This is a genomic window from Leclercia sp. LSNIH1, assembly GCF_002902985.1.
GTDB lineage: Bacteria > Pseudomonadota > Gammaproteobacteria > Enterobacterales > Enterobacteriaceae > Enterobacter.
The window spans coordinates 513889-533654 of record NZ_CP026167.1; the positions used below are offsets into that span (position 1 = coordinate 513889).

The following is a 19766-nucleotide window of genomic DNA, read 5'->3' on the forward strand; positions in this document are numbered from 1 at the left end:
CTGATTATAATGACAACTTAACATAGTCGGAACATACGGCGCTCTATGATTGTTTTCTCCTCATTACAAATTCGTCGCGGCGTACGTGTCCTGCTGGACAACGCTACAGCCACCATTAACCCGGGCCAGAAAGTCGGCCTGGTGGGCAAAAACGGCTGCGGTAAATCCACGTTACTGTCATTGCTGAAAAACGAAATCAGTGCCGACGGCGGTAATTTTACCTACCCCGGCAACTGGCAGCTGGCCTGGGTAAACCAGGAGACGCCAGCCCTGAGCGTACCGGCGATGGATTATGTTATCGACGGCGATCGGGAATACCGCAAGCTGGAAGCGGAGCTGCATGCCGCCAACGAACGCAACGACGGCCATGCGATTGCCACCGTGCATGGCAAACTCGACGCTATTGATGCCTGGACTATTCGCTCCCGCGCCGCCAGCCTGTTGCACGGCCTGGGATTCAGTAACGAGCAGCTGGAACGCCCGGTCAGCGATTTCTCCGGTGGCTGGCGCATGCGCCTTAACCTGGCCCAGGCGCTGATCTGCCGCTCTGACCTGCTACTGCTCGATGAACCGACTAACCACCTCGATCTGGATGCGGTGATCTGGCTGGAGAAGTGGCTGAAGAGCTATCAGGGCACGCTGATCCTGATCTCCCACGACCGTGACTTCCTTGACCCGGTGGTGGATAAAATTATTCATATCGAACAGGAAACGATGTTCGAGTACACCGGCAACTACAGTTCGTTTGAGCGCCAGCGCGCGGTACGCCTCTCCCAGCAGCAGGCGATGTACGAAAGCCAGCAGCAGCGCGTGGCGCACCTGCAGAGCTTTGTCGATCGCTTCAAGGCGAAAGCATCAAAAGCCAAACAGGCCCAGAGCCGCATTAAGATGCTGGAACGCATGGAGATGATCGCCCCGGCGCACGTCGACAACCCGTTCCACTTTAGCTTCCGCGCGCCGGAAAGCCTGCCCAACCCGCTGCTGAAAATGGAAAAGGTCAGCGCGGGCTATGGCGAGCGCATCATCCTGGACTCCATCAAACTCAACCTGGTGCCGGGTTCCCGCATCGGTCTGCTCGGGCGCAATGGCGCCGGTAAATCGACGCTGATTAAGCTGCTGGCGGGCGAGCTTACGCCGGTACGTGGCGATATTGGTCTGGCGAAGGGCATCAAGCTTGGCTACTTCGCTCAGCATCAGCTGGAATTTTTGCGCGCGGACGAATCGCCACTACAGCACCTGGCGCGTCTGGCCCCGCAGGAGATGGAGCAGAAGCTGCGGGATTATCTGGGCGGCTTCGGCTTCCAGGGCGATAAAGTGACCGAGAATACTGAGCGCTTCTCCGGCGGCGAAAAAGCGCGTCTGGTGCTGGCCCTCATCGTCTGGCAGCGCCCTAACCTGCTGCTGCTCGATGAACCGACTAACCACCTGGATCTGGACATGCGCCAGGCGCTGACCGAGGCGCTGATTGAGTTCGAAGGCGCGCTGGTGGTCGTTTCGCACGATCGTCACCTGATCCGCTCCACCACCGACGATCTCTACCTGGTGCACGACAGTAAAGTAGAGCCTTTCGACGGCGATCTGGAAGATTATCAGCAATGGCTGACGGACGTACAGAAGCAGGAAAACCAGCCGGAAGAAGCTGCGAAAGAGAACGCCAACAGCGCCCAGGCCCGTAAGGATCAGAAGCGTCGCGAAGCTGAACTGCGCACCCAAACCCAGCCGCTGCGTAAAGAGATCACCCGTCTGGAAAAAGAGATGGAGAAGCTCAACGCCACGCTGGCCACCGTGGAAGAGAAGCTGGGCGACAGCGGCCTGTATGACCAGACTCGTAAAACCGAGCTAACCGAGTGCCTGCAGGTGCAGGCTAAAACCAAATCCAGCCTTGAGGAGTGCGAAATGGCCTGGCTGGAGGCGCAGGAGCAGCTCGAAGAGATGCTGCAGGCGGACTAATCCTTCCTGGCTTAGCAGGCGGCAACTCAACCGCCTGATAAGCCGCGATTAAACAAATGTAAAAAGTATCAGGCTGTATAGTAAAAGCAGACCACACAAATACTTCACAACCCTATGACACAAACAATCCCATCTGAGTTTAACTTTACGCCTGACGAGAGTGCGACGTTTGTCCCCATGCGGGGCCTGTCGAATCGACACCTGCAGACCATGCTGCCGCGTCTTATCCGTCGTAAAGTGCGTTTTACCCCTTTCTGGCAGCGCCTTGACCTGCCGGATGATGACTTCGTTGACTTAGCCTGGAGCGAAGATCCGCTTCAGGCACAGCACAAACCCCGGCTGGTGGTCTTTCACGGTCTGGAGGGCAGCCTGCACAGCCCCTATGCTCATGGTCTGATTGAGGCGGCGAAAGCGCGCGGTTGGCTGGGCGTGGTAATGCATTTCAGAGGCTGTAGCGGCGAACCCAATCGCCAGAAACGCATCTATCACTCTGGCGAAACAGAAGATGGCACCTGGTTCCTGCGCTGGCTGGCAGAGACTCACGGCCCTGCCCCCACCGCTGCGGTAGGCTATTCGCTGGGGGGAAACATGCTGGCCTGCCTGCTGGCAAAAGAGGGGGACGCTATTCCGCTGGACGCCGCCGTTATCGTTTCTGCTCCGTTTATGCTGGAACAGTGCAGCTATCATATGGATAAGGGCTTTTCGCGCGTGTATCAGCACTACCTGCTTAACCTGCTGAAAGGCAACGCCTCACGTAAACTGAAAGCCTATCCGGGCTCGCTGCCGGTCAACCTGGAGCAGCTCAAGCGCATGCGACGCATTCGTGAATTTGACGATCTGATCACCGCGAAAATCCATGGCTTTGCCGATGCGATTGACTACTATCGCCAGTGCAGCGCCATGCCGTTGCTGAATCAAATCACCCGGCCTACGCTGATTATTCACGCGAAAGACGATCCGTTTATGGATCATCACTCGATTCCGGCGCCGGAACATTTACCGGCAAACGTAGAGTATCAACTGACCGAACATGGTGGGCACGTGGGCTTTATCAGCGGAACGCTGCGTCGACCGCAGATGTGGCTGGAGACACGTATCCCGGACTGGCTAACCCCCTATCTGGAAAAATAGACATGATCATTCCCTGGCAGGATCTGGCTCCCGAAACGCTGGATAATCTGATTGAAAGCTTTGTGTTACGCGAAGGCACCGATTATGGTGAAGAGGAACGTTCGCTTGAGCAGAAGGTCGCTGATATCAGGCGCCAGCTGCAAAGCGGTGAGGTGCTGGTCGTATGGTCCGAGTTGCACGAAACTGTCAACATCATGCCTCGCAATCAATTTCGCGGTTAACCGCGACATCTTTCCACTCAGGGAGTTGCTATGTCCGCCAGACATCCGGTTATCGCCGTCACAGGGTCGAGTGGTGCAGGTACCACCACCACCAGCCTCGCCTTTCGTAAGATCTTCTCGCAACTGCATCTGCGTGCCGCGGAGGTCGAAGGCGACAGCTTTCACCGCTACACCCGCCCTGAGATGGATATGGCCATCCGCAAGGCCCGTGATTTAGGCAAACATATCAGCTACTTTGGCCCCGATGCTAACGACTTTGGCCTGCTGGAGCAGACCTTCGCAGAGTACGGGCGAAGCGGCACGGGCCAGTCGCGCAAATACCTGCATACCTATGACGAAGCGGTACCGTGGAACCAGGTTCCGGGCACCTTTACGCCCTGGCAGCCGCTGCCAGAACCCACCGACGTGCTGTTTTATGAAGGTCTGCACGGCGGGGTCGTCACGCCGCACCATGACGTGGCGCGCCATGTCGATCTGCTGGTGGGCGTCGTACCCATTGTAAACCTGGAGTGGATCCAGAAGCTGACGCGGGATACCAGCGAACGCGGCCATTCACGAGAAGCGGTGATGGATTCGGTGGTTCGCTCCATGGAAGATTACATTAACTTCCTCACGCCGCAGTTTTCCCGCACCCATATTAACTTCCAGCGCGTCCCGACCGTGGACACCTCTAACCCCTTTGCCGCAAAAGCGATCCCGTCGCTGGATGAGAGCTTTGTGGTGATCCATTTCCGCAATCTGGACAATATCGATTACCCCTGGCTGCTGGCGATGCTGCAGGGCTCGTTTATCTCGCACATGAATACGCTGGTGGTCCCGGGCGGGAAGATGGGACTGGCGATGGAGTTGATCATGACGCCGCTGGTGCAGCGGTTAATGGAAGGGAAGAAGATCGATTGAGGCTTGTAGGCCGGGGAAACGAAGTGCCGCCCGGCGTTTGATCCAGGACTTACGCCTCGATCACTTCATACGAATGGGTAATATTGACCGCTTTTTCCAGCATCAGCGCCACGGAGCAGTACTTCTCCGCAGAGAGATCCACCGCGCGGGAGACCGCAGCCTCTTTTAGCGCTTTGCCGGTTACCACGAAATGAAGGTTGATATGGGTAAAGAGACGCGGCGCTTCATCCCGGCGCTCTGAGGTCAGTTTCACTTCGCAATCGGTCACATCGTGACGCCCTTTTTGCAGAATCGAGACCACGTCGATAGCGCTGCATCCCCCTGCCGCCATCAGAACCACTTCCATCGGGCTGGGTGCTTTATCACCGGAGTTGCCATCCATCAGAATCTGGTGCCCCGAGGCGGACTCACCGAGGAACGTTAACCCTTCAACCCATTTCACACGTGCTTGCATTTTAACTCACTCCAGGCTTGCATTTTTTCTGTCAGATTACGCGCCAGTAACAATTCTGGCAAAGGAAGTCGACCTGCATCAAGCTGAAGCGAGACACCAGGAGACACGCGGCAAAACCTATGCTAAAACAGTCGTGATGCTACAGTAATACATTGACGTTGCACATGTATGCAGAGGACATCACACATTACAGGCTGCTAATTATTGTGACAGCCAGATCCCCAGGTAAGGGGAAGAATTCGATTGCAACCCCAGAGCGAAGGTAGAAAGCCTGACTCTGGAGACAGCTTATAACAGAGGATAACAGCGCATGGTGCTTGGCAAACCGCAAACAGACCCGACTCTCGAATGGTTCTTGTCTCATTGCCACATTCATAAGTACCCATCGAAGAGCACGCTGATTCACCAGGGTGAAAAAGCGGAAACGTTGTATTACATCGTCAAAGGCTCAGTGGCAGTGCTGATCAAAGATGAAGAAGGCAAAGAGATGATCCTCTCTTACCTGAATCAGGGAGACTTTATCGGTGAACTGGGCCTGTTTGAAGAAGGTCAGGAGCGTAGCGCCTGGGTCCGGGCAAAAACTGCGTGTGAAGTGGCTGAGATCTCTTATAAGAAATTCCGCCAGCTGATCCAGGTTAACCCGGATATCCTGATGCGCCTCTCTTCGCAGATGGCTCGCCGTCTGCAGGTCACCTCTGAGAAAGTGGGTAACCTCGCCTTCCTGGACGTGACGGGCCGTATCGCTCAGACGCTGCTGAACCTGGCGAAACAGCCAGACGCCATGACCCACCCGGACGGTATGCAAATTAAAATTACCCGTCAGGAGATCGGTCAGATCGTCGGTTGTTCCCGTGAGACAGTGGGTCGTATTCTGAAAATGCTGGAAGATCAGAACCTGATTTCCGCCCACGGTAAAACCATCGTGGTTTACGGAACACGTTAATTCCGCTCAGACGGCGTGGCATCGCATGATGACACGCCGTTTTTGTCTCTCTCACCCATGTGGCGCAGGCTCATTTATCACCCGGAAGTTAACTACGCACTACGGCAAACCCTGGTGTTGTGTCTCCCTGTGGCTGTGGGGTTAGTACTCGGTTATCTGCAATACGGCCTTCTGTTTTCTCTTGTTCCCGCCTGCTGCAACATTGCGGGTCTCGACACGCCCCATAAACGCTTTTTTAAACGCCTGATAATTGGCGGCTGCCTGTTTGCTGGCTGTAGTCTGGCGGTACAATTGCTGCTGGCGCGTGATATTCCGCTGCCCCTCATTCTGACCGCACTGGCGATGACGTTAGGGGTCACGGCGGAGATCAGCGCCCTCCACGCCCGCCTGCTGCCCGCCTCGCTGATTGCGGCCATCTTTACCCTGAGCCTGGCGGGGAATTTACCGATCTGGGCGCCGCTGCTGATCTACGCCCTGGGGACACTCTGGTACGGGCTGTTTAACTGGTTCTGGTTCTGGCTGTGGCGGGAGCAGCCGCTGCGTGAATCCCTGAGCGTACTCTACCGCCAGCTGGCTGATTACTGTGAAGCCAAATATACCCTGCTGACCCAGCACACCGACCCGGAAAAATCGCTGCCGCCGCTGCTGGCGCGCCAGCAGAAGGTGGTGGACCTGATTAGTCAGTGTTACCAGCAACTGCATATGCTGGCGGCGAACAGGAATCATGAATACAAGCGGCTGCTGCGTATCTTCCAGGTGGGGCTGGATCTGCAGGAGCATATCTCCGTTAGCCTGCATCATCCGCAAGAGGTGCAAAAGTTGGTCGAGCGCAGCCACGCTGAAGCGGTGATCCGCTGGAACGCGCAGACCGTCGCCGCCCGGCTGCGGGTACTGGCCGACGATATTCTCTATCACCGCTATCCCACCCGCTTTAACATGGACAAACAGCTCGGCGCGCTGGAGAAAATTGCCCGCCAGCATGCGGATAACCCGGTCGGCCAGTTCGCCGCCTGGCACTTCAGCCGTATTGCCCGCGTGCTTCGCACCCAACGCCCGCTCTACCCGCGTGACCTGATGGCGGATAAGCAGAAGCGCCTGCCGCTGATCCCCGCCCTGAGAAGCTATCTGTCGCTAAAGTCTGCCGCCCTGCGTAATGCGGCACGTATCAGCGTCATGCTGAGTATCGCCAGCCTGATGGGTATGGCGCTGCACCTGCCTAAGCCTTACTGGATCTTAATGACCGTTCTGCTGGTGACGCAAAACGGCTACAGCGCCACGCGGGTGCGCATCCTCCACCGGGCAGGCGGCACGATGGCGGGGCTGATTATTGCGGGGATCACCCTGCACCTTCACGTCCCGGAAGGCTATACCCTGACGGGTATGCTGCTGGTAACGCTGGTGAGTTACCTCATCATCCGTAAGAACTACGGCTGGGCGACGGTGGGCTTTACGCTGACCGCGGTCTACACCCTGCAACTGATTACGCTCAATGGTGAGCAGTTTATTATCGCCCGGCTGGCAGATACGCTGATTGGCTGCCTGATTGCCTTTGGCGGCATGGTGTGGCTGTGGCCGCAGTGGCAGAGCGGATTGCTGCGACAGAACGCCCACGACGCGCTGGAGGCCGACCAGGAGGCCATCCGCCTGATCCTCAGCGACGATCCGCAACCCACGCCGCTGGCCTGGCAGCGCATGAAGGTCAACCAGGCGCACAATGCCCTGTTCAACTCCCTCAACCAGGCGATGCAGGAGCCGGGCTTCAATTCGGCCTATCTGGCGGATATGAAACTGTGGGTGACGCACAGCCAGTTTATCGTCGAGCATATCAACGCGATGACAACCCTGGCGCGGGAGCATACGATGCTGACGCCAGACCTGGCGCAGCGTTATTTGCAGTCGTGTGAAATCGGCCTTCAGCGCTGCCAGCAGCGCCTGGAGTATGACGCGCCGGGTGAGAGCGGAGACAGCAATATTCTGGAAGCGCCAGAGACCCTGACGCAAGGCCCCATGAGTACGCTGGAACAACATCTGCAGCGCATTCTGGGGCATCTGAATACTATGCACACCATTTCGTCGGTGGCCTGGCGCCAGCGTCCACATCATGGCATCTGGTTGATCCGGCGTTTGAAACGCACACCGTATTAAACGCCGGGTGGCGCTGCGCTTACCCGGCCTACGGTCTTGTAGGCCCGTGCAAGCGTAGCGCCGCCGGGCTACACAGCTACTGCTGAACCACCCGCTTCACCGCCTGCGCAAAGCGGGTCATCCCCTCTTCGATATCCTGGCTTTCCACCAGCAGCGACGGCGCAAAGCGCATCACGTCCGGCCCGGCGTTGAGCACCATCGCCCCTTCGCTGGCGGCGGCGTAGAGAAAATCGCGCGCCCGGCCTTTGTACTGCGGCTTCAGTTCGGCACCAATCAACAGTCCCATGCCGCGGATATCACTGAAGACATCGTACTGCGCATCGATCTGCTGAAGATGCTTCACAAACTGCTCGCGCTTTGTATTGACGCCGCTCAGCACTTCCGGGGTATTGATGATATCGAACGCCGCTCCGGCAACCGCGCACGCCAGCGGGTTGCCGCCATAGGTCGAGCCGTGAGAGCCCACGTGGAATGCCGATGCGATATCCTGCGTGGTGAGCACGGCGCTCACCGGGAAGCCACCCCCGAGCGCTTTGGCGCTGGTCAGGATGTCCGGCGTCACGCCGTAGTGCATATAAGCAAAGAGATCCCCGGTACGGCCCATGCCGCTCTGCACTTCGTCAAAGACCAGCAGGGCCTGGTGCTGATCGCACAGATCGCGTAGCCCCTGCAGGAATTCTGGCGTTGCCGCCATCACGCCGCCTTCACCCTGGATCGGCTCAACCACCACCGCGCAGGTGTGATCGTCCATCACCGCTTTTACCGCATGCAGATCGTTAAACGGCACGTGGATGATGTCGGCCGGTTTCGGGCCAAAACCATCGGAATATTTTGGCTGACCGCCCACGGTCACGGTAAACAGCGAACGGCCATGAAACGCATTGTGGAAGGCGATGATTTTGGTTTTAAACGGGCTGTGGCGGGTGGAGGCGTAATAACGGGCCAGCTTGAAAGCGGTTTCGTTGGCTTCGGTGCCGGAGTTCATAAACAGCACACGCTCGGCAAAGGTAGCCTCGATGATTTTGCGCCCGAGACGTAGCGCAGGTTCGTTGGTAAAGACGTTGCTGGTGTGCCACAGGGTTTCGCCCTGGGTTTTCAGCGCCTCGACCAGCGCCGGGTGGCAGTGACCTAACGCCGTCACCGCAATGCCGCCCGCAAAATCAATGTACTCTTTGCCCTGCTGATCCCAGACGCGGCTGCCTTTCCCCTTCACCGGGATAAACTCAGCCGGTGCATAAACTGGCAGTATCACTTCATCGAATGTTGCGCGCGTAATTGCAGATTGTTCAGTTGCCATGTAATCCCACCCTTTTTTAAGCACAAAGCAGAAGTGAAAATATAATCACGAAATATGCTTAAAAAATCACTTTATGGCAACTAAAAATCAACGATTGAGGAAATTAGCCAGCAGCTGGTGGCCCTGTTCGCTGAGAATGCTTTCGGGGTGGAACTGCACCCCCTCCAGATCCCATTCACGGTGACGGATACCCATGATCTCCTGCGTTTCGCTCCAGGCGGTGACCTCAAAGCAGTCGGGTAAGGTGGGCGGATCGATAATCAGTGAGTGATAGCGGGTAACGGTAAGGGGGTTATTCAGGCCGCAGAAGACCCCGACGCCGTTGTGCGTCACCGGGGAGGTTTTGCCATGCATCACTTTCGCGGCCCGCACAATGGTGGCGCCAAAGACCTGGGCGATGGCCTGATGCCCGAGGCAGACGCCCAGAATCGGCACTTTACCGGCATAGCGCTGGATCACCGCCAGCGAGATGCCAGACTCATCCGGCGTGCAGGGGCCGGGGGAGATAACGATTTTTTGCGGATTGAGCGTGGCGACATCCTCCAGCGAGAGTGCGTCGTTGCGCCGGACCACCACCTCCGCCCCCAGCTCGCAAAAATACTGGTACAGGTTCCAGGTGAAGGAATCGTAGTTATCAATCAGCAGAATCATGGCGGCTCCTGAAAAAATGGCCGCCCTATTCTACTCAGTTTCCCCGGCTTCGCTTACCACTTTACTGAAGATTGCGTTCAACGCGCTCAGATCCCCCATCGCACCGCTCTGGTTGGCCTGCGCCCACTCTTCCGGATCGATATCGCGCCAGTCAAGCTGGTAGCCCGCATGGATCGCCAGCTGCTCAAAGAAGATGCGCTGAACAATACCGTTGCCGATGCGGAACGGATGCAGAACGTTGATCTCGCAATAGTAGTGGCTGAGGCGGTTAATGAACTCCTCTCTCTCCAGCCCAACGAGATAGCCCTCCTCCTCCAGATCCTGCATCAGGGCGTTGCCCTCTTTTTCGATGTAGGCGAAGTGGCAGAAGCGGGTATCGCCCTGGTAAATATCCATCTCACGAATATCACCCGCCCAGTCAAAGATATCCTGATAGATATGCTGATGAATGGCGCACAGATGTGGGAGGCCGCGCAGCAGCGGCCCCAGCCCCAGGGTTGCCGCTCGCAGTGCGGTAAATTGATACGCCGCCTGCGCCAGACGCTCCGCCTGGCGGATGCCCAGCCGGTTACGCATGACATTCAGGCCGGGATAGAGATAGGGATCGCGATCGTTGCCGTATTTATCGCTCATACTGCCTCCTGAGCTCCTCAAGACGCAGTTCTGCCTCGTCGGCATTGAGCGTGACTAAGGGACTATCGACGCCTTCAAGACGGCGACTGGCCTGAAAATTCGCGTTTCGCTGTTGTTCCCAAAGACGGGATTTTTGCTTATCAGTGAGTTTTTTCACCCTTTTCCTCCCTGCTTGTGCCCGTGTTGCCACAAGTATAAGCAGCAAACTGCGGTTTCGCAGGGAGGTAAAGGCAACGCGGGCAAAACCTGCCCGCGCCATTACGGATTAAGGCAGGACTTTCGCAGAGAGGATAACTATCGGTTTTGACGGCACATTCTGGTAAGGGCCGACGTCGTGCGTCTGTACCTGAGAGATTTTATCGGCCACGTCCATGCCTTTCACAACTTTACCAAATACCGCATAGCCAAAGTCACGCTGGCCGTGGTCAAGGAAGGCGTTGTCCGCCACGTTGAGGAAGAACTGGCTGGTTGCGCTGTCTTTATCGGCGGTACGCGCCATAGAGATGGTGCCGCGGGTGTTACGCAGGCCGTTATCCGCTTCGTTCTTGATTGGCGGGTTTGGCTGCTTCTGCTGCATCTGATCGTTGAAGCCGCCGCCCTGCACCATAAAGCCCGGGATCACACGGTGGAACGTAGTGCCGTTATAAAAACCGCTGTTGACATAATCGAGGAAGTTTTTCACAGAAACGGGAGCTTTCTGACTGTTCAGTTCCAGCTCAATGTTGCCGGCAGAGGTGGTCAACAGAACGTGCGGGTCTCCTTTCGCTGCCAGCGCAGCAGGAGAGAGGGCTGAAAGAGCGAATACAGCCGCGACAGCCGCCAGAGTTGATTTGAGCATGAGAATTCCTTAACAAAGCGCAGTAAAGAAAGCGAATGGCTTGATTCTAAAGAGCAGTATGAATCCAGGCCAGCCCTTTACCTAATTTTACCTATTTGAAACAGATGTAACCGCCCGGCAAAGTCGTGCCAGCACCATTAACGTGATTAATATCACTATTTATCATGCAATGAATGATTAATTTGACCTAAAAGATTTAATTAGATCACATTCACGATTAAAATCTGGCCGCTCGCAGCGCAGCCAATGCGCTTTACACTTCTCTTCACAGGCCAGTCATGACTAACAGCAATCGTATCAAGCTCACATGGATCAGCTTCTTCTCCTACGCCCTCACCGGTGCGTTGGTAATTGTCACCGGGATGGTGATGGGAAATATCGCAGACTATTTCAACCTGCCCGTTTCCAGCATGAGTAACACCTTCACCTTTCTTAACGCCGGGATCCTGATCTCCATTTTTCTCAATGCCTGGCTGATGGAAATCGTCCCACTGAAAACCCAGCTGCGTTTTGGCTTTGTGCTGATGGTGCTTGCCGTGGCGGGTCTGATGCTCAGCCATAGCATCGCATTGTTCTCCGCCGCCATGTTTGTGCTGGGTCTGGTCAGCGGCATCACCATGTCGATTGGTACCTTCCTCATTACCCACATGTATGAAGGCCGTCAGCGCGGCGCGCGACTGCTCTTCACCGACTCCTTCTTCAGCATGGCAGGGATGATCTTCCCGATTGTGGCCGCCGCGCTGCTGGCCCGCAGCATTGAGTGGTACTGGGTTTACGCCTGCATTGGTCTGGTCTACGTGGCGATCTTTATTCTGACCTTCGGCTGTGACTTCCCGGTCCTGGGCAAAAAAGCGCAGACCACCAGCGAGCCGGTGGTGAAAGAAAAATGGGGGATTGGTGTCCTGTTCCTCTCCATCGCCGCCCTCTGCTACATCCTGGGTCAACTGGGCTTTATCTCCTGGGTGCCGGAGTATGCCAAAGGTCTGGGGATGAGCCTGAACGATGCCGGTAAGCTGGTGAGTGACTTCTGGATGTCCTACATGTTCGGCATGTGGGCGTTCAGCTTTATCCTGCGCTTCTTCGATCTGCAGCGGATCCTCACCGTGCTGGCGGGCGCCGCCACCGTGCTGATGTACCTGTTTATCAACGGCTCTCCGGAGCAGATGCCGTGGTTTATCCTGACGCTCGGCTTCTTCTCCAGCGCCATTTACACCTCGATCATCACTCTGGGCTCCCTGCAGACCAAAGTGGCTTCGCCGAAGCTGGTTAACTTCGTGCTGACCTGCGGCACCATCGGCACCATGCTGACCTTCGTGGTAACCGGCCCGATTGTGGCGCACAGCGGCCCGCTGGCAGCGTTACACACCGCCAATGGTCTTTATGCCGTGGTATTTGTAATGTGCCTGGTGCTGGGCTTCGTCACCCGCCACCGCCAGCATAACGCGGCGGCAGCGACGCACTAATCCTTATGCCCCTTTGCGCTCAGTAAAGGGGCTGTTTTTGGTAAAGCATACCTCTTCCCCACCGCTGTCCATCTGAACCCATGTCTGGGCTAACTGCGTGGCGGCAATGACCCTGCCCTGACGAATCGACCAGCGCACAGGCACCTGACAACGCACCGCCTCAAAGCCACTTTCCGCGGGCAGAATCACCAGATTCGCCGGATTCCCCGTCTCAATACCGTAATCGCTCAGCCCAAACGTTCTGGCGCTGTTATGGGTGATCAAGTTAAGTCCGCTATCAATTTGCTGATACCCCATCATCTGACAGACATGCAGCCCCATATGCAGCACCTGCAACATATTGCCGGTGCCCAGCGGATACCACGGATCAAACACGTCGTCATGGCCGAAGCAGACGTTGACGCCCGCCTCAAGCAGCTCCTTCACGCGGGTAATGCCGCGCCGCTTCGGATAATCATCAAAGCGCCCCTGCAGATGGATATTCACCAGCGGATTGGCCACAAAGTTAATCCCGGAGAGCTTCAGCAGACGAAACAGCCGCGAAGTGTAAGCCCCGTTATAAGAGTGCATGGCGGTGGTATGGCTGGCAGTGACGCGCGGGCCGATCCCGGCCTCATACGCCAGCGTCGCCACCGTTTCGACAAACCGTGACTGTTCATCGTCGATCTCATCGCAGTGAATATCCAGCGGCCGGTCGTACTTCTTCGCCAGTTCAAAGGCGATATGCAGGGACTGAACGCCATACTCCCGGGTGAATTCGAAGTGCGGGATGGCGCCCACCACATCCGCCCCCAGCTTTAAGGCCTCTTCCAGCAGCGCCGCGCCATTCGGGTAAGAGAGAATCCCTTCCTGCGGGAAGGCCACAATCTGCAGCGTCACCCACGGGGCGACCTCCTGCTTCACCTCCAGCATCGCTTTCAGGGCGGTCAGCGTCGGGTCGGAGACATCCACATGGGTGCGTACAAACTGGATGCCGTTGGCGATCTGCCACTTCAGGGTTTTCCAGGCACGGGCTTTAACATCCTCATGGCTGAGCAGCGCTTTGCGCTCTGCCCAACGCTCTATGCCTTCAAACAGCGTCCCGGACTGGTTCCAGTTCGGCTCACCTGCGGTCTGGGTGGTATCCAGGTGGATATGCGGTTCGATAAAAGGCGGGATGGCTAACCCTCCGCGGGCATTCAACACTTCATAGCTCTCAACCTGCTTTTCGCCCGTCGGGGTGATTTCGCCAAAACGACCGTTCTCAATAGTCAGTTGCCAAAAGCCGTCACGGCCCGGTAAACGGACGTTCTGAATAAGCCAAAGCGGTGCTGTAGACATCATATTCTCCCTAAGATGGGGGCTGAAATTCAGGAGTAGCTGAAATTAAAAATTAGCCTCCTGATTTGTACACATAATCATCGATTATGAAAAGCCTGCGATTTCCACGACTTATAAAAAACCTGACAAATCAGGCATCTACCCACTAAGGAGTAGTTGAAGGCGTATTTGATTTGCATCAATAAGCGCCGTTGCTGAATCGTTAAGGTAGGCAGTAATAGAAAAGAAATCGAGGCAAAAATGAGCAAAGTCAGACTCGCTATTATCGGTAACGGCATGGTCGGTCACCGCTTTATTGAGGATCTACTCGATAAAGCCGATGCCGCCCAGTTCGACATTACCGTGTTCTGTGAAGAACCCCGTAAGGCGTACGACCGCGTGCACCTCTCCTCCTATTTCTCTCACCACACCGCCGAGGAGCTCTCTCTGGTGCGCGAAGGTTTTTACGAGAAACATGGCGTGAAGGTGCTGGTGGGCGAGCGCGCTATCACCATCAACCGTCAGGAAAAAGTGATTCATTCCAGTGCGGGACGCACGGTTTTTTACGACAAGCTGATCATGGCGACTGGCTCCTATCCGTGGATCCCGCCGATCAAAGGCTCGGAAACCCAGGACTGCTTCGTCTATCGCACCATTGAAGATCTCAACGCCATCGAATCCTGCGCCCGTCGCAGTAAACGCGGCGCGGTGGTCGGCGGCGGCCTGCTCGGCCTCGAAGCCGCTGGTGCACTGAAGAACTTAGGCGTTGAAACCCACGTCATCGAATTTGCCCCGATGCTGATGGCAGAGCAGCTTGACCACATGGGTGGCGAGCAGCTCAAACGCAAAATTGAGAGCATGGGTGTGAAGGTTCACACCAGCAAAAATACCAAAGAGATCGTGCAGGAAGGCACCGAGGCGCGTAAAACCATGCGCTTCGCCGACGGCAGCGAGCTGGAAGTCGACTTTATCGTCTTCTCCACCGGTATTCGCCCGCGCGACAAGCTGGCCACCCAGTGCGGCCTGGCGGTTGCCCAGCGTGGCGGCATCATGATCAACTCAACCTGCCAGACCTCCGATCCGGATATCTACGCCATCGGCGAGTGCGCCAGCTGGGAAAACCACGTCTACGGTCTGGTCGCCCCTGGCTACAAAATGGCGCAGGTCGCCGTTGACCATATCCTCGGCAATGAAAACGCCTTCGAAGGCGCGGACATGAGCGCCAAGCTGAAACTGCTGGGCGTGGACGTAGGCGGTATCGGCGATGCGCATGGCCGTACGCCAAACTCCCGCAGCTACGTCTATCTCGACGAAAGCAAAGAGGTCTATAAACGTCTTATCGTCAGCGAAGATAACAAAACCCTGCTCGGCGCGGTGCTGGTGGGCGACACCAGCGATTTCGGCAACCTGCTGCAGCTGGTGCTGAACGCTATCGAACTGCCGGAGAACCCGGATGCGCTGATCCTGCCTGCTCATGCGGCCAGCGGTAAACCCTCTATCGGTGTCGATAAGCTGCCCGACAGCGCGCAAATTTGCTCCTGCTTCGATGTCACCAAAGGCATGCTGATTTCTGCCATCAACAAAGGCTGCCACACCGTGGCGGCGCTGAAAGCGGAAACCAAAGCCGGTACCGGCTGCGGCGGCTGTATCCCACTGGTGACCCAGGTGCTCAACGCCGAGCTGGCGAAACAGGGTATCGAAGTGAACAACAACCTGTGCGAGCACTTCGCTTACTCTCGCCAGGAGCTGTACCACCTGATCCGCGTGGAAGGCATCAAATCCTTCGACGAGCTGCTGCAAAAACATGGCCAGGGTTATGGCTGTGAAGTGTGTAAACCGACCGTCGGTTCTCTGCTGGCCTCCTGCTGGAATGAGTATGTGCTCAAACCACAGCACACGCCGCTGCAGGACACCAACGACAACTTCCTGGCGAACATCCAGAAAGATGGCACCTACTCGGTGATCCCACGCTCTGCCGGCGGCGAAATCACCCCGGAAGGGCTGGTGGCGGTCGGCCGCATCGCCCGCGAATTTAACCTCTACACCAAAATCACCGGCTCCCAGCGTATCGGCCTGTTCGGTGCGCAGAAAGATGACCTGCCGGAAATCTGGCGTCAGCTGATTGAAGCGGGCTTCGAAACCGGTCACGCCTATGCCAAAGCGCTGCGTATGGCGAAAACCTGCGTCGGCAGCACCTGGTGCCGTTACGGCGTGGGCGACAGCGTCGGCTTCGGCGTCGAGCTGGAAAACCGCTACAAAGGTATTCGTACCCCGCACAAAATGAAGTTCGGCGTCTCCGGCTGTACCCGTGAATGTGCCGAAGCGCAGGGTAAAGATGTGGGTATCATCGCCACTGAGAAAGGCTGGAACCTGTACGTCTGCGGTAACGGCGGGATGAAACCACGCCATGCAGATCTGCTGGCGGCGGATATCGACCGTGAAACGCTGATCAAATACCTCGACCGTTTCATGATGTTCTACATCCGTACCGCGGACAAACTGACCCGTACCGCGCCGTGGCTGGATAACCTGGAAGGCGGCATCGACTACCTGAAGTCCGTCATCATCGACGACAAGCTCGGCCTGAACGCGACGCTGGAAGAAGAGATGGCTCGCCTTCGCGACGCCGTGATTTGCGAATGGACAGAAACCGTCAACACCCCGTCGGCGCAGGTTCGCTTCAAGCACTTTATCAACAGCAACCAGCGCGATCCGAGCGTGCAGGTCGTGCCTGAGCGCGAACAACATCGCCCGGCAACGCCGTATGAACGTATTCCGGTGATGCTGGTGGAGGAAAACGTATGAGCCAGTGGGTAAACATCTGCAACATCGACGAGATCCTGCCTGCCACCGGCGTATGCGCGCTGTTAGGTCATGAGCAGGTTGCCATTTTCCGTCCGCGCCACGACGAACAGGTTTTTGCCATCAGCAATATCGACCCGTTCTTTGAGGCCAGCGTGCTTTCCCGTGGGATTATCGCTGAGCATCAGGGGGAGCTGTGGGTTGCCAGCCCGCTGAAAAAGCAGCGCTTCCGCCTGAGCGACGGCCACTGTATGGAAGACGAAACCCGCTCCGTTAAACACTATGACGTTCGCGTGAAGGACGGCAAGGTGCAGCTGAGAGGCTGATTGAAACGGGGGCGCAATGCCCCCGCTATTTGTTTTGATTTTGATGTTGTAGGCCCGGCAAGCGCTGCGCCGCCGGGCAGTTGCCGGGTGGCGGAGCAGGCTCCTTATCCGGCCTACAACGTATTTATTCTTTCTTTCATTACTATTCTGGATAATCAAATGTTTACAGACACCATCAATAAGTGTGCGGCTAACGCTGCCCGGATTGCACGCCTCAGTAAAAACAGTCCTCTCGGCTTCTGGATCAGCTCCGCCATGGCGGGCGCCTATGTCGGCCTGGGGATCATTTTAATTTTCACTCTTGGTAACCTCGTCGACCCGTCTGTGCGTCCGCTGGTGATGGGCGCCACCTTCGGGATCGCTTTAACCCTGGTCATCATCGCCGGTTCTGAACTGTTCACCGGTCACACCATGTTCCTGACGCTGGGTGTCAAAGCGGGCACCATCACTCAGGGCCAGATGTGGGGCATTCTGCCGCAGACCTGGCTCGGTAACCTGGTGGGCTCGGTGTTTGTCGCGCTGCTGTATAGCTGGGGCGGCGGAAGCCTGTTGCCGGTCGATACCAGCCTCGTGCACACCGTCGCGCTGGCAAAAACTACCGCCCCGGCGATGGTGCTCTTCTTTAAAGGCGCGCTCTGTAACTGGCTGGTTTGCCTGGCTATCTGGATGGCAATCCGTACTGACGGCGCCGCGAAGTTCATCGCTATCTGGTGGTGTCTGCTGGCCTTTATCGCCTCTGGCTACGAACACTCCATCGCCAACATGACGCTGTTTGCCCTCTCCTGGTTCGGTCACCACAGCGAAGCGTATACCCTGTCAGGTATCGGCCATAACCTGTTGTGGGTAACGCTTGGCAATACCCTTTCCGGGGTTGTATTTATGGGTTGGGGTTACTGGTATGCTACCCCTAAAGCGGAGCGTCCGACTCCTGCAACCATCGCAACCGTTCAGGCGAAAGCCAACCAGTAAGAGGTAATGTCGTGGATCACCTGCCAATATTCTGTCAATTACGCAATCGTGACTGCCTGCTCGTAGGTGGTGGCGATGTGGCTGAACGCAAAGCCCGCCTGCTGTTAGACGCAGGTGCCCGACTTACCGTCAACGCTCTCGACTTCGCCCCGCAATTCACCGTGTGGGCGCAGGAAGGGATGCTCACCCTCGTTGAGGGTGAGTTCAACGAAACGCTGCTCGATACCTGCTGGCTGACCATCGCCGCCACCGACGACGATGCGGTTAACCAGCGCGTCAGCGACGCCTGTGAAGCGCGGCGGATCTTCTGCAACGTGGTGGATGCGCCGAAAGAGGCGAGCTTTATCATGCCGTCGATTATCGACCGCTCGCCGTTGATGGTCGCTGTCTCCTCCGGTGGCACCTCGCCGGTACTGGCGCGCCTGCTGCGTGAAAAGCTGGAAGCCATTCTGCCGCAGCATTTAGGCCAGGTGGCCCAGTATGCGGGGCAGCTGCGAAGCCGTGTGAAAAAGCAGTTTGCCACCGTGGGCGAACGCCGTCGTTTCTGGGAAAAATTCTTTGTGAACGACCGGCTGGCGCAGTCGCTGGCGAATCAGGATCAAAAGGCCGTGGATGAAACCACCGAGCAACTGATCAATGCCCCGCTCGATCACCGGGGCGAAGTGGTGCTGGTGGGTGCCGGTCCGGGTGATGCCGGCCTGTTAACCCTGAAAGGGCTACAGCAGATCCAGCAGGCGGATATCGTGGTCTATGACCGCCTGGTCTCTGACGACATTATGAACCTGGTGCGCCGGGATGCCGACCGGGTGTTTGTCGGCAAGCGCGCAGGTTATCACTGCGTTCCGCAGGAAGAGATTAACCAGATCCTGCTGCGTGAAGCCCAGAAGGGTAAACGCGTGGTGCGGCTGAAAGGCGGCGATCCGTTTATCTTCGGGCGCGGCGGCGAGGAGCTGGAGACGCTATGCGAAGCGGGCATTCCCTTCTCGGTGGTGCCGGGCATTACCGCAGCCTCCGGTTGCTCCGCCTATTCCGGCATTCCGCTGACCCATCGCGATTACGCCCAGAGCGTACGTCTGGTTACCGGCCATCTGAAAACCGGCAGCGAGCTGGACTGGCATAACCTGGCCGCAGAAAAACAGACTCTGGTCTTCTATATGGGGCTGAACCAGGCGGCGACGATACAGGCGAAACTGCTTGAACATGGCATGGATGCAGAAATGCCGGTTGCGCTGGTAGAGAACGGCACATCGATTAAACAGCGCGTGGTCAGCGGCGTGTTAACCCAGTTGGGCGAGCTGGCGCAGCAGGTTGAAAGCCCGGCGCTGATCGTGGTGGGTCGCGTGGTGGCGCTGCGTGACAAACTCAACTGGTTTTCAAACCACTAGGTCAGGCTGAACATATTCCCCGCCAAATGAGTAGTCCTGTTATGGACTACTCCTGTCTTAGCGCTGTCGATAACATACCTTCCGCGAAAGCACATTTTCTATATATTCCCTCACGTTACAGACAAGGAAGCGTTATGTTCAAACTGGCAAAGATTGCCCTGGTTGCAGGCATCTTAACAACCCTGACGGCGTGCACTGGCCATGTGCAAAACACCAAAAATAACTGCAGCTACGATTACCTGCTCCACCCGGCGATCTCCATCTCTAAGATCATCGGTGGCTGCGGCCCGGCAGCAAATCAGTAATCGTTTCACAGGCAATAAAAAAACCGGGAAATTCCCGGTTTTTTTATATCCCGT

19 protein-coding genes are annotated in these 19766 nt (G+C 56.7%); 12 read left to right on the forward strand and 7 right to left on the reverse strand.

Annotation, left to right across the window (positions count from 1 at the left end; genetic code table 11):
- Nucleotides 1-45 precede the first annotated feature (45 nt).
- The 4 genes from C2U54_RS02795 (at nucleotide 46) to C2U54_RS02810 (ending at nucleotide 4202) form a co-directional block, all read left to right on the forward strand.
- Nucleotides 46-1950 (forward strand): ABC transporter ATP-binding protein, encoded by a 1905-nt coding sequence (locus tag C2U54_RS02795; RefSeq protein ID WP_103177280.1) that lies wholly within the window; start codon nucleotides 46-48, stop codon nucleotides 1948-1950.
- 114 nt (nucleotides 1951-2064) lie between these two features.
- Nucleotides 2065-3081, forward strand: a complete 1017-nt coding sequence (locus C2U54_RS02800; RefSeq protein ID WP_103177281.1) for a hydrolase — start codon at nucleotides 2065-2067, stop codon at nucleotides 3079-3081.
- Between the two features lie 2 nt (nucleotides 3082-3083).
- A complete protein-coding gene (locus C2U54_RS02805; protein WP_103177282.1) occupies nucleotides 3084-3302 on the forward strand; it encodes a YheU family protein in 219 nt (72 codons plus the stop codon).
- Between the two features lie 30 nt (nucleotides 3303-3332).
- Nucleotides 3333-4202 (forward strand): phosphoribulokinase, encoded by an 870-nt coding sequence (locus tag C2U54_RS02810; RefSeq protein ID WP_103177283.1) that lies wholly within the window; start codon nucleotides 3333-3335, stop codon nucleotides 4200-4202.
- Nucleotides 4203-4251: 49 nt separating this feature from the next.
- Here C2U54_RS02810 and C2U54_RS02815 read toward each other — a convergent pair whose 3' ends face one another.
- Nucleotides 4252-4656, reverse strand: coding sequence for an OsmC family protein (locus C2U54_RS02815; RefSeq protein WP_103177284.1), 405 nt, complete (start codon nucleotides 4654-4656; stop codon nucleotides 4252-4254).
- A 310-nt stretch (nucleotides 4657-4966) separates the two neighbouring features.
- Here C2U54_RS02815 and crp point away from each other — a divergent pair, with 310 nt between their 5' ends.
- Both crp and C2U54_RS02825 read left to right on the forward strand, forming a co-directional pair.
- Nucleotides 4967-5599, forward strand: a complete 633-nt coding sequence (crp, locus tag C2U54_RS02820; RefSeq protein ID WP_000242758.1) for a cAMP-activated global transcriptional regulator CRP — start codon at nucleotides 4967-4969, stop codon at nucleotides 5597-5599.
- Nucleotides 5600-5656: 57 nt separating this feature from the next.
- Nucleotides 5657-7744, forward strand: coding sequence for a YccS/YhfK family putative transporter (locus tag C2U54_RS02825; RefSeq protein WP_103177285.1), 2088 nt, complete (start codon nucleotides 5657-5659; stop codon nucleotides 7742-7744).
- A gap of 76 nt (nucleotides 7745-7820) precedes the next feature.
- On the opposite strand, the gene argD is transcribed toward C2U54_RS02825, so the two are convergent.
- From argD to ppiA, 5 genes are all read right to left on the reverse strand, one after another.
- Nucleotides 7821-9041 (reverse strand): bifunctional acetylornithine/succinyldiaminopimelate transaminase, encoded by a 1221-nt coding sequence (gene argD, locus C2U54_RS02830; protein ID WP_103177286.1) that lies wholly within the window; start codon nucleotides 9039-9041, stop codon nucleotides 7821-7823.
- An 87-nt stretch (nucleotides 9042-9128) separates the two neighbouring features.
- Nucleotides 9129-9692 carry an aminodeoxychorismate synthase component 2 gene (gene pabA / locus C2U54_RS02835; protein ID WP_103177287.1) on the reverse strand — a complete coding sequence of 188 codons (564 nt, stop codon included), beginning with the start codon at nucleotides 9690-9692 and terminating at the stop codon, nucleotides 9129-9131.
- A 30-nt stretch (nucleotides 9693-9722) separates the two neighbouring features.
- Nucleotides 9723-10325, reverse strand: coding sequence for a putative adenosine monophosphate-protein transferase Fic (locus tag C2U54_RS02840; protein WP_103177288.1), 603 nt, complete (start codon nucleotides 10323-10325; stop codon nucleotides 9723-9725).
- Nucleotides 10315-10482, reverse strand: a complete 168-nt coding sequence (locus tag C2U54_RS02845; protein WP_103177289.1) for a YhfG family protein — start codon at nucleotides 10480-10482, stop codon at nucleotides 10315-10317. Before C2U54_RS02845 ends, C2U54_RS02840 begins: the two co-directional genes overlap by 11 nt.
- A 108-nt stretch (nucleotides 10483-10590) precedes the next feature.
- Nucleotides 10591-11163, reverse strand: a complete 573-nt coding sequence (gene ppiA / locus C2U54_RS02850; RefSeq protein WP_103177290.1) for a peptidylprolyl isomerase A — start codon at nucleotides 11161-11163, stop codon at nucleotides 10591-10593.
- Between the two features lie 278 nt (nucleotides 11164-11441).
- Between ppiA and tsgA the strand changes: the two genes are divergently transcribed.
- Nucleotides 11442-12626, forward strand: a complete 1185-nt coding sequence (gene tsgA / locus C2U54_RS02855; protein WP_103177291.1) for an MFS transporter TsgA — start codon at nucleotides 11442-11444, stop codon at nucleotides 12624-12626.
- Nucleotides 12627-12629: 3 nt separating this feature from the next.
- On the opposite strand, the gene C2U54_RS02860 is transcribed toward tsgA, so the two are convergent.
- Nucleotides 12630-13946 (reverse strand): cytosine deaminase, encoded by a 1317-nt coding sequence (locus C2U54_RS02860; RefSeq protein WP_103177292.1) that lies wholly within the window; start codon nucleotides 13944-13946, stop codon nucleotides 12630-12632.
- A gap of 240 nt (nucleotides 13947-14186) precedes the next feature.
- Here C2U54_RS02860 and nirB point away from each other — a divergent pair, with 240 nt between their 5' ends.
- From nirB to C2U54_RS02885, 5 genes are all read left to right on the forward strand, one after another.
- Nucleotides 14187-16730 carry a nitrite reductase large subunit NirB gene (gene nirB / locus C2U54_RS02865; RefSeq protein ID WP_103177293.1) on the forward strand — a complete coding sequence of 848 codons (2544 nt, stop codon included), beginning with the start codon at nucleotides 14187-14189 and terminating at the stop codon, nucleotides 16728-16730.
- The gene (gene nirD, locus C2U54_RS02870; RefSeq protein WP_103177294.1) at nucleotides 16727-17053 is read left to right on the forward strand and encodes a nitrite reductase small subunit NirD; all 327 of its coding nucleotides are present in this window, start codon (nucleotides 16727-16729) and stop codon (nucleotides 17051-17053) included. The genes nirB and nirD overlap by 4 nt, the downstream gene beginning before the upstream one ends.
- A 159-nt stretch (nucleotides 17054-17212) precedes the next feature.
- Nucleotides 17213-18022, forward strand: coding sequence for a nitrite transporter NirC (nirC, locus tag C2U54_RS02875; protein ID WP_103177295.1), 810 nt, complete (start codon nucleotides 17213-17215; stop codon nucleotides 18020-18022).
- 11 nt (nucleotides 18023-18033) lie between these two features.
- Entirely contained in the window at nucleotides 18034-19407 is a 1374-nt protein-coding gene (gene cysG / locus C2U54_RS02880; protein ID WP_103177296.1) for a siroheme synthase CysG, read from the forward strand.
- Between the two features lie 134 nt (nucleotides 19408-19541).
- Nucleotides 19542-19712 (forward strand): YhfL family protein, encoded by a 171-nt coding sequence (locus tag C2U54_RS02885; RefSeq protein WP_032614785.1) that lies wholly within the window; start codon nucleotides 19542-19544, stop codon nucleotides 19710-19712.
- Nucleotides 19713-19766: the final 54 nt, after the last annotated feature.

What these genes read in the sequence shown, in the direction of transcription:
- C2U54_RS02800 (WP_103177281.1), top strand. Translation starts at nt 2,065, where the DNA reads ATGACACAAACAATCCCATCTGAGTTTAACTTTACGCCTGACGAGAGT.
- nirC (WP_103177295.1), top strand. Translation starts at nt 17,213, where the DNA reads ATGTTTACAGACACCATCAATAAGTGTGCGGCTAACGCTGCCCGGATT.
- C2U54_RS02815 (WP_103177284.1), bottom strand. Translation starts at nt 4,656, where the DNA reads ATGCAAGCACGTGTGAAATGGGTTGAAGGGTTAACGTTCCTCGGTGAG.
- crp (WP_000242758.1), top strand. Translation starts at nt 4,967, where the DNA reads ATGGTGCTTGGCAAACCGCAAACAGACCCGACTCTCGAATGGTTCTTG.
- C2U54_RS02795 (WP_103177280.1), top strand. Translation starts at nt 46, where the DNA reads ATGATTGTTTTCTCCTCATTACAAATTCGTCGCGGCGTACGTGTCCTG.
- C2U54_RS02825 (WP_103177285.1), top strand. Translation starts at nt 5,657, where the DNA reads ATGTGGCGCAGGCTCATTTATCACCCGGAAGTTAACTACGCACTACGG.
- tsgA (WP_103177291.1), top strand. Translation starts at nt 11,442, where the DNA reads ATGACTAACAGCAATCGTATCAAGCTCACATGGATCAGCTTCTTCTCC.
- nirD (WP_103177294.1), top strand. Translation starts at nt 16,727, where the DNA reads ATGAGCCAGTGGGTAAACATCTGCAACATCGACGAGATCCTGCCTGCC.
- pabA (WP_103177287.1), bottom strand. Translation starts at nt 9,692, where the DNA reads ATGATTCTGCTGATTGATAACTACGATTCCTTCACCTGGAACCTGTAC.
- argD (WP_103177286.1), bottom strand. Translation starts at nt 9,041, where the DNA reads ATGGCAACTGAACAATCTGCAATTACGCGCGCAACATTCGATGAAGTG.
- nirB (WP_103177293.1), top strand. Translation starts at nt 14,187, where the DNA reads ATGAGCAAAGTCAGACTCGCTATTATCGGTAACGGCATGGTCGGTCAC.
- C2U54_RS02885 (WP_032614785.1), top strand. Translation starts at nt 19,542, where the DNA reads ATGTTCAAACTGGCAAAGATTGCCCTGGTTGCAGGCATCTTAACAACC.
- C2U54_RS02860 (WP_103177292.1), bottom strand. Translation starts at nt 13,946, where the DNA reads ATGTCTACAGCACCGCTTTGGCTTATTCAGAACGTCCGTTTACCGGGC.
- C2U54_RS02810 (WP_103177283.1), top strand. Translation starts at nt 3,333, where the DNA reads ATGTCCGCCAGACATCCGGTTATCGCCGTCACAGGGTCGAGTGGTGCA.
- C2U54_RS02840 (WP_103177288.1), bottom strand. Translation starts at nt 10,325, where the DNA reads ATGAGCGATAAATACGGCAACGATCGCGATCCCTATCTCTATCCCGGC.
- ppiA (WP_103177290.1), bottom strand. Translation starts at nt 11,163, where the DNA reads ATGCTCAAATCAACTCTGGCGGCTGTCGCGGCTGTATTCGCTCTTTCA.
- C2U54_RS02805 (WP_103177282.1), top strand. Translation starts at nt 3,084, where the DNA reads ATGATCATTCCCTGGCAGGATCTGGCTCCCGAAACGCTGGATAATCTG.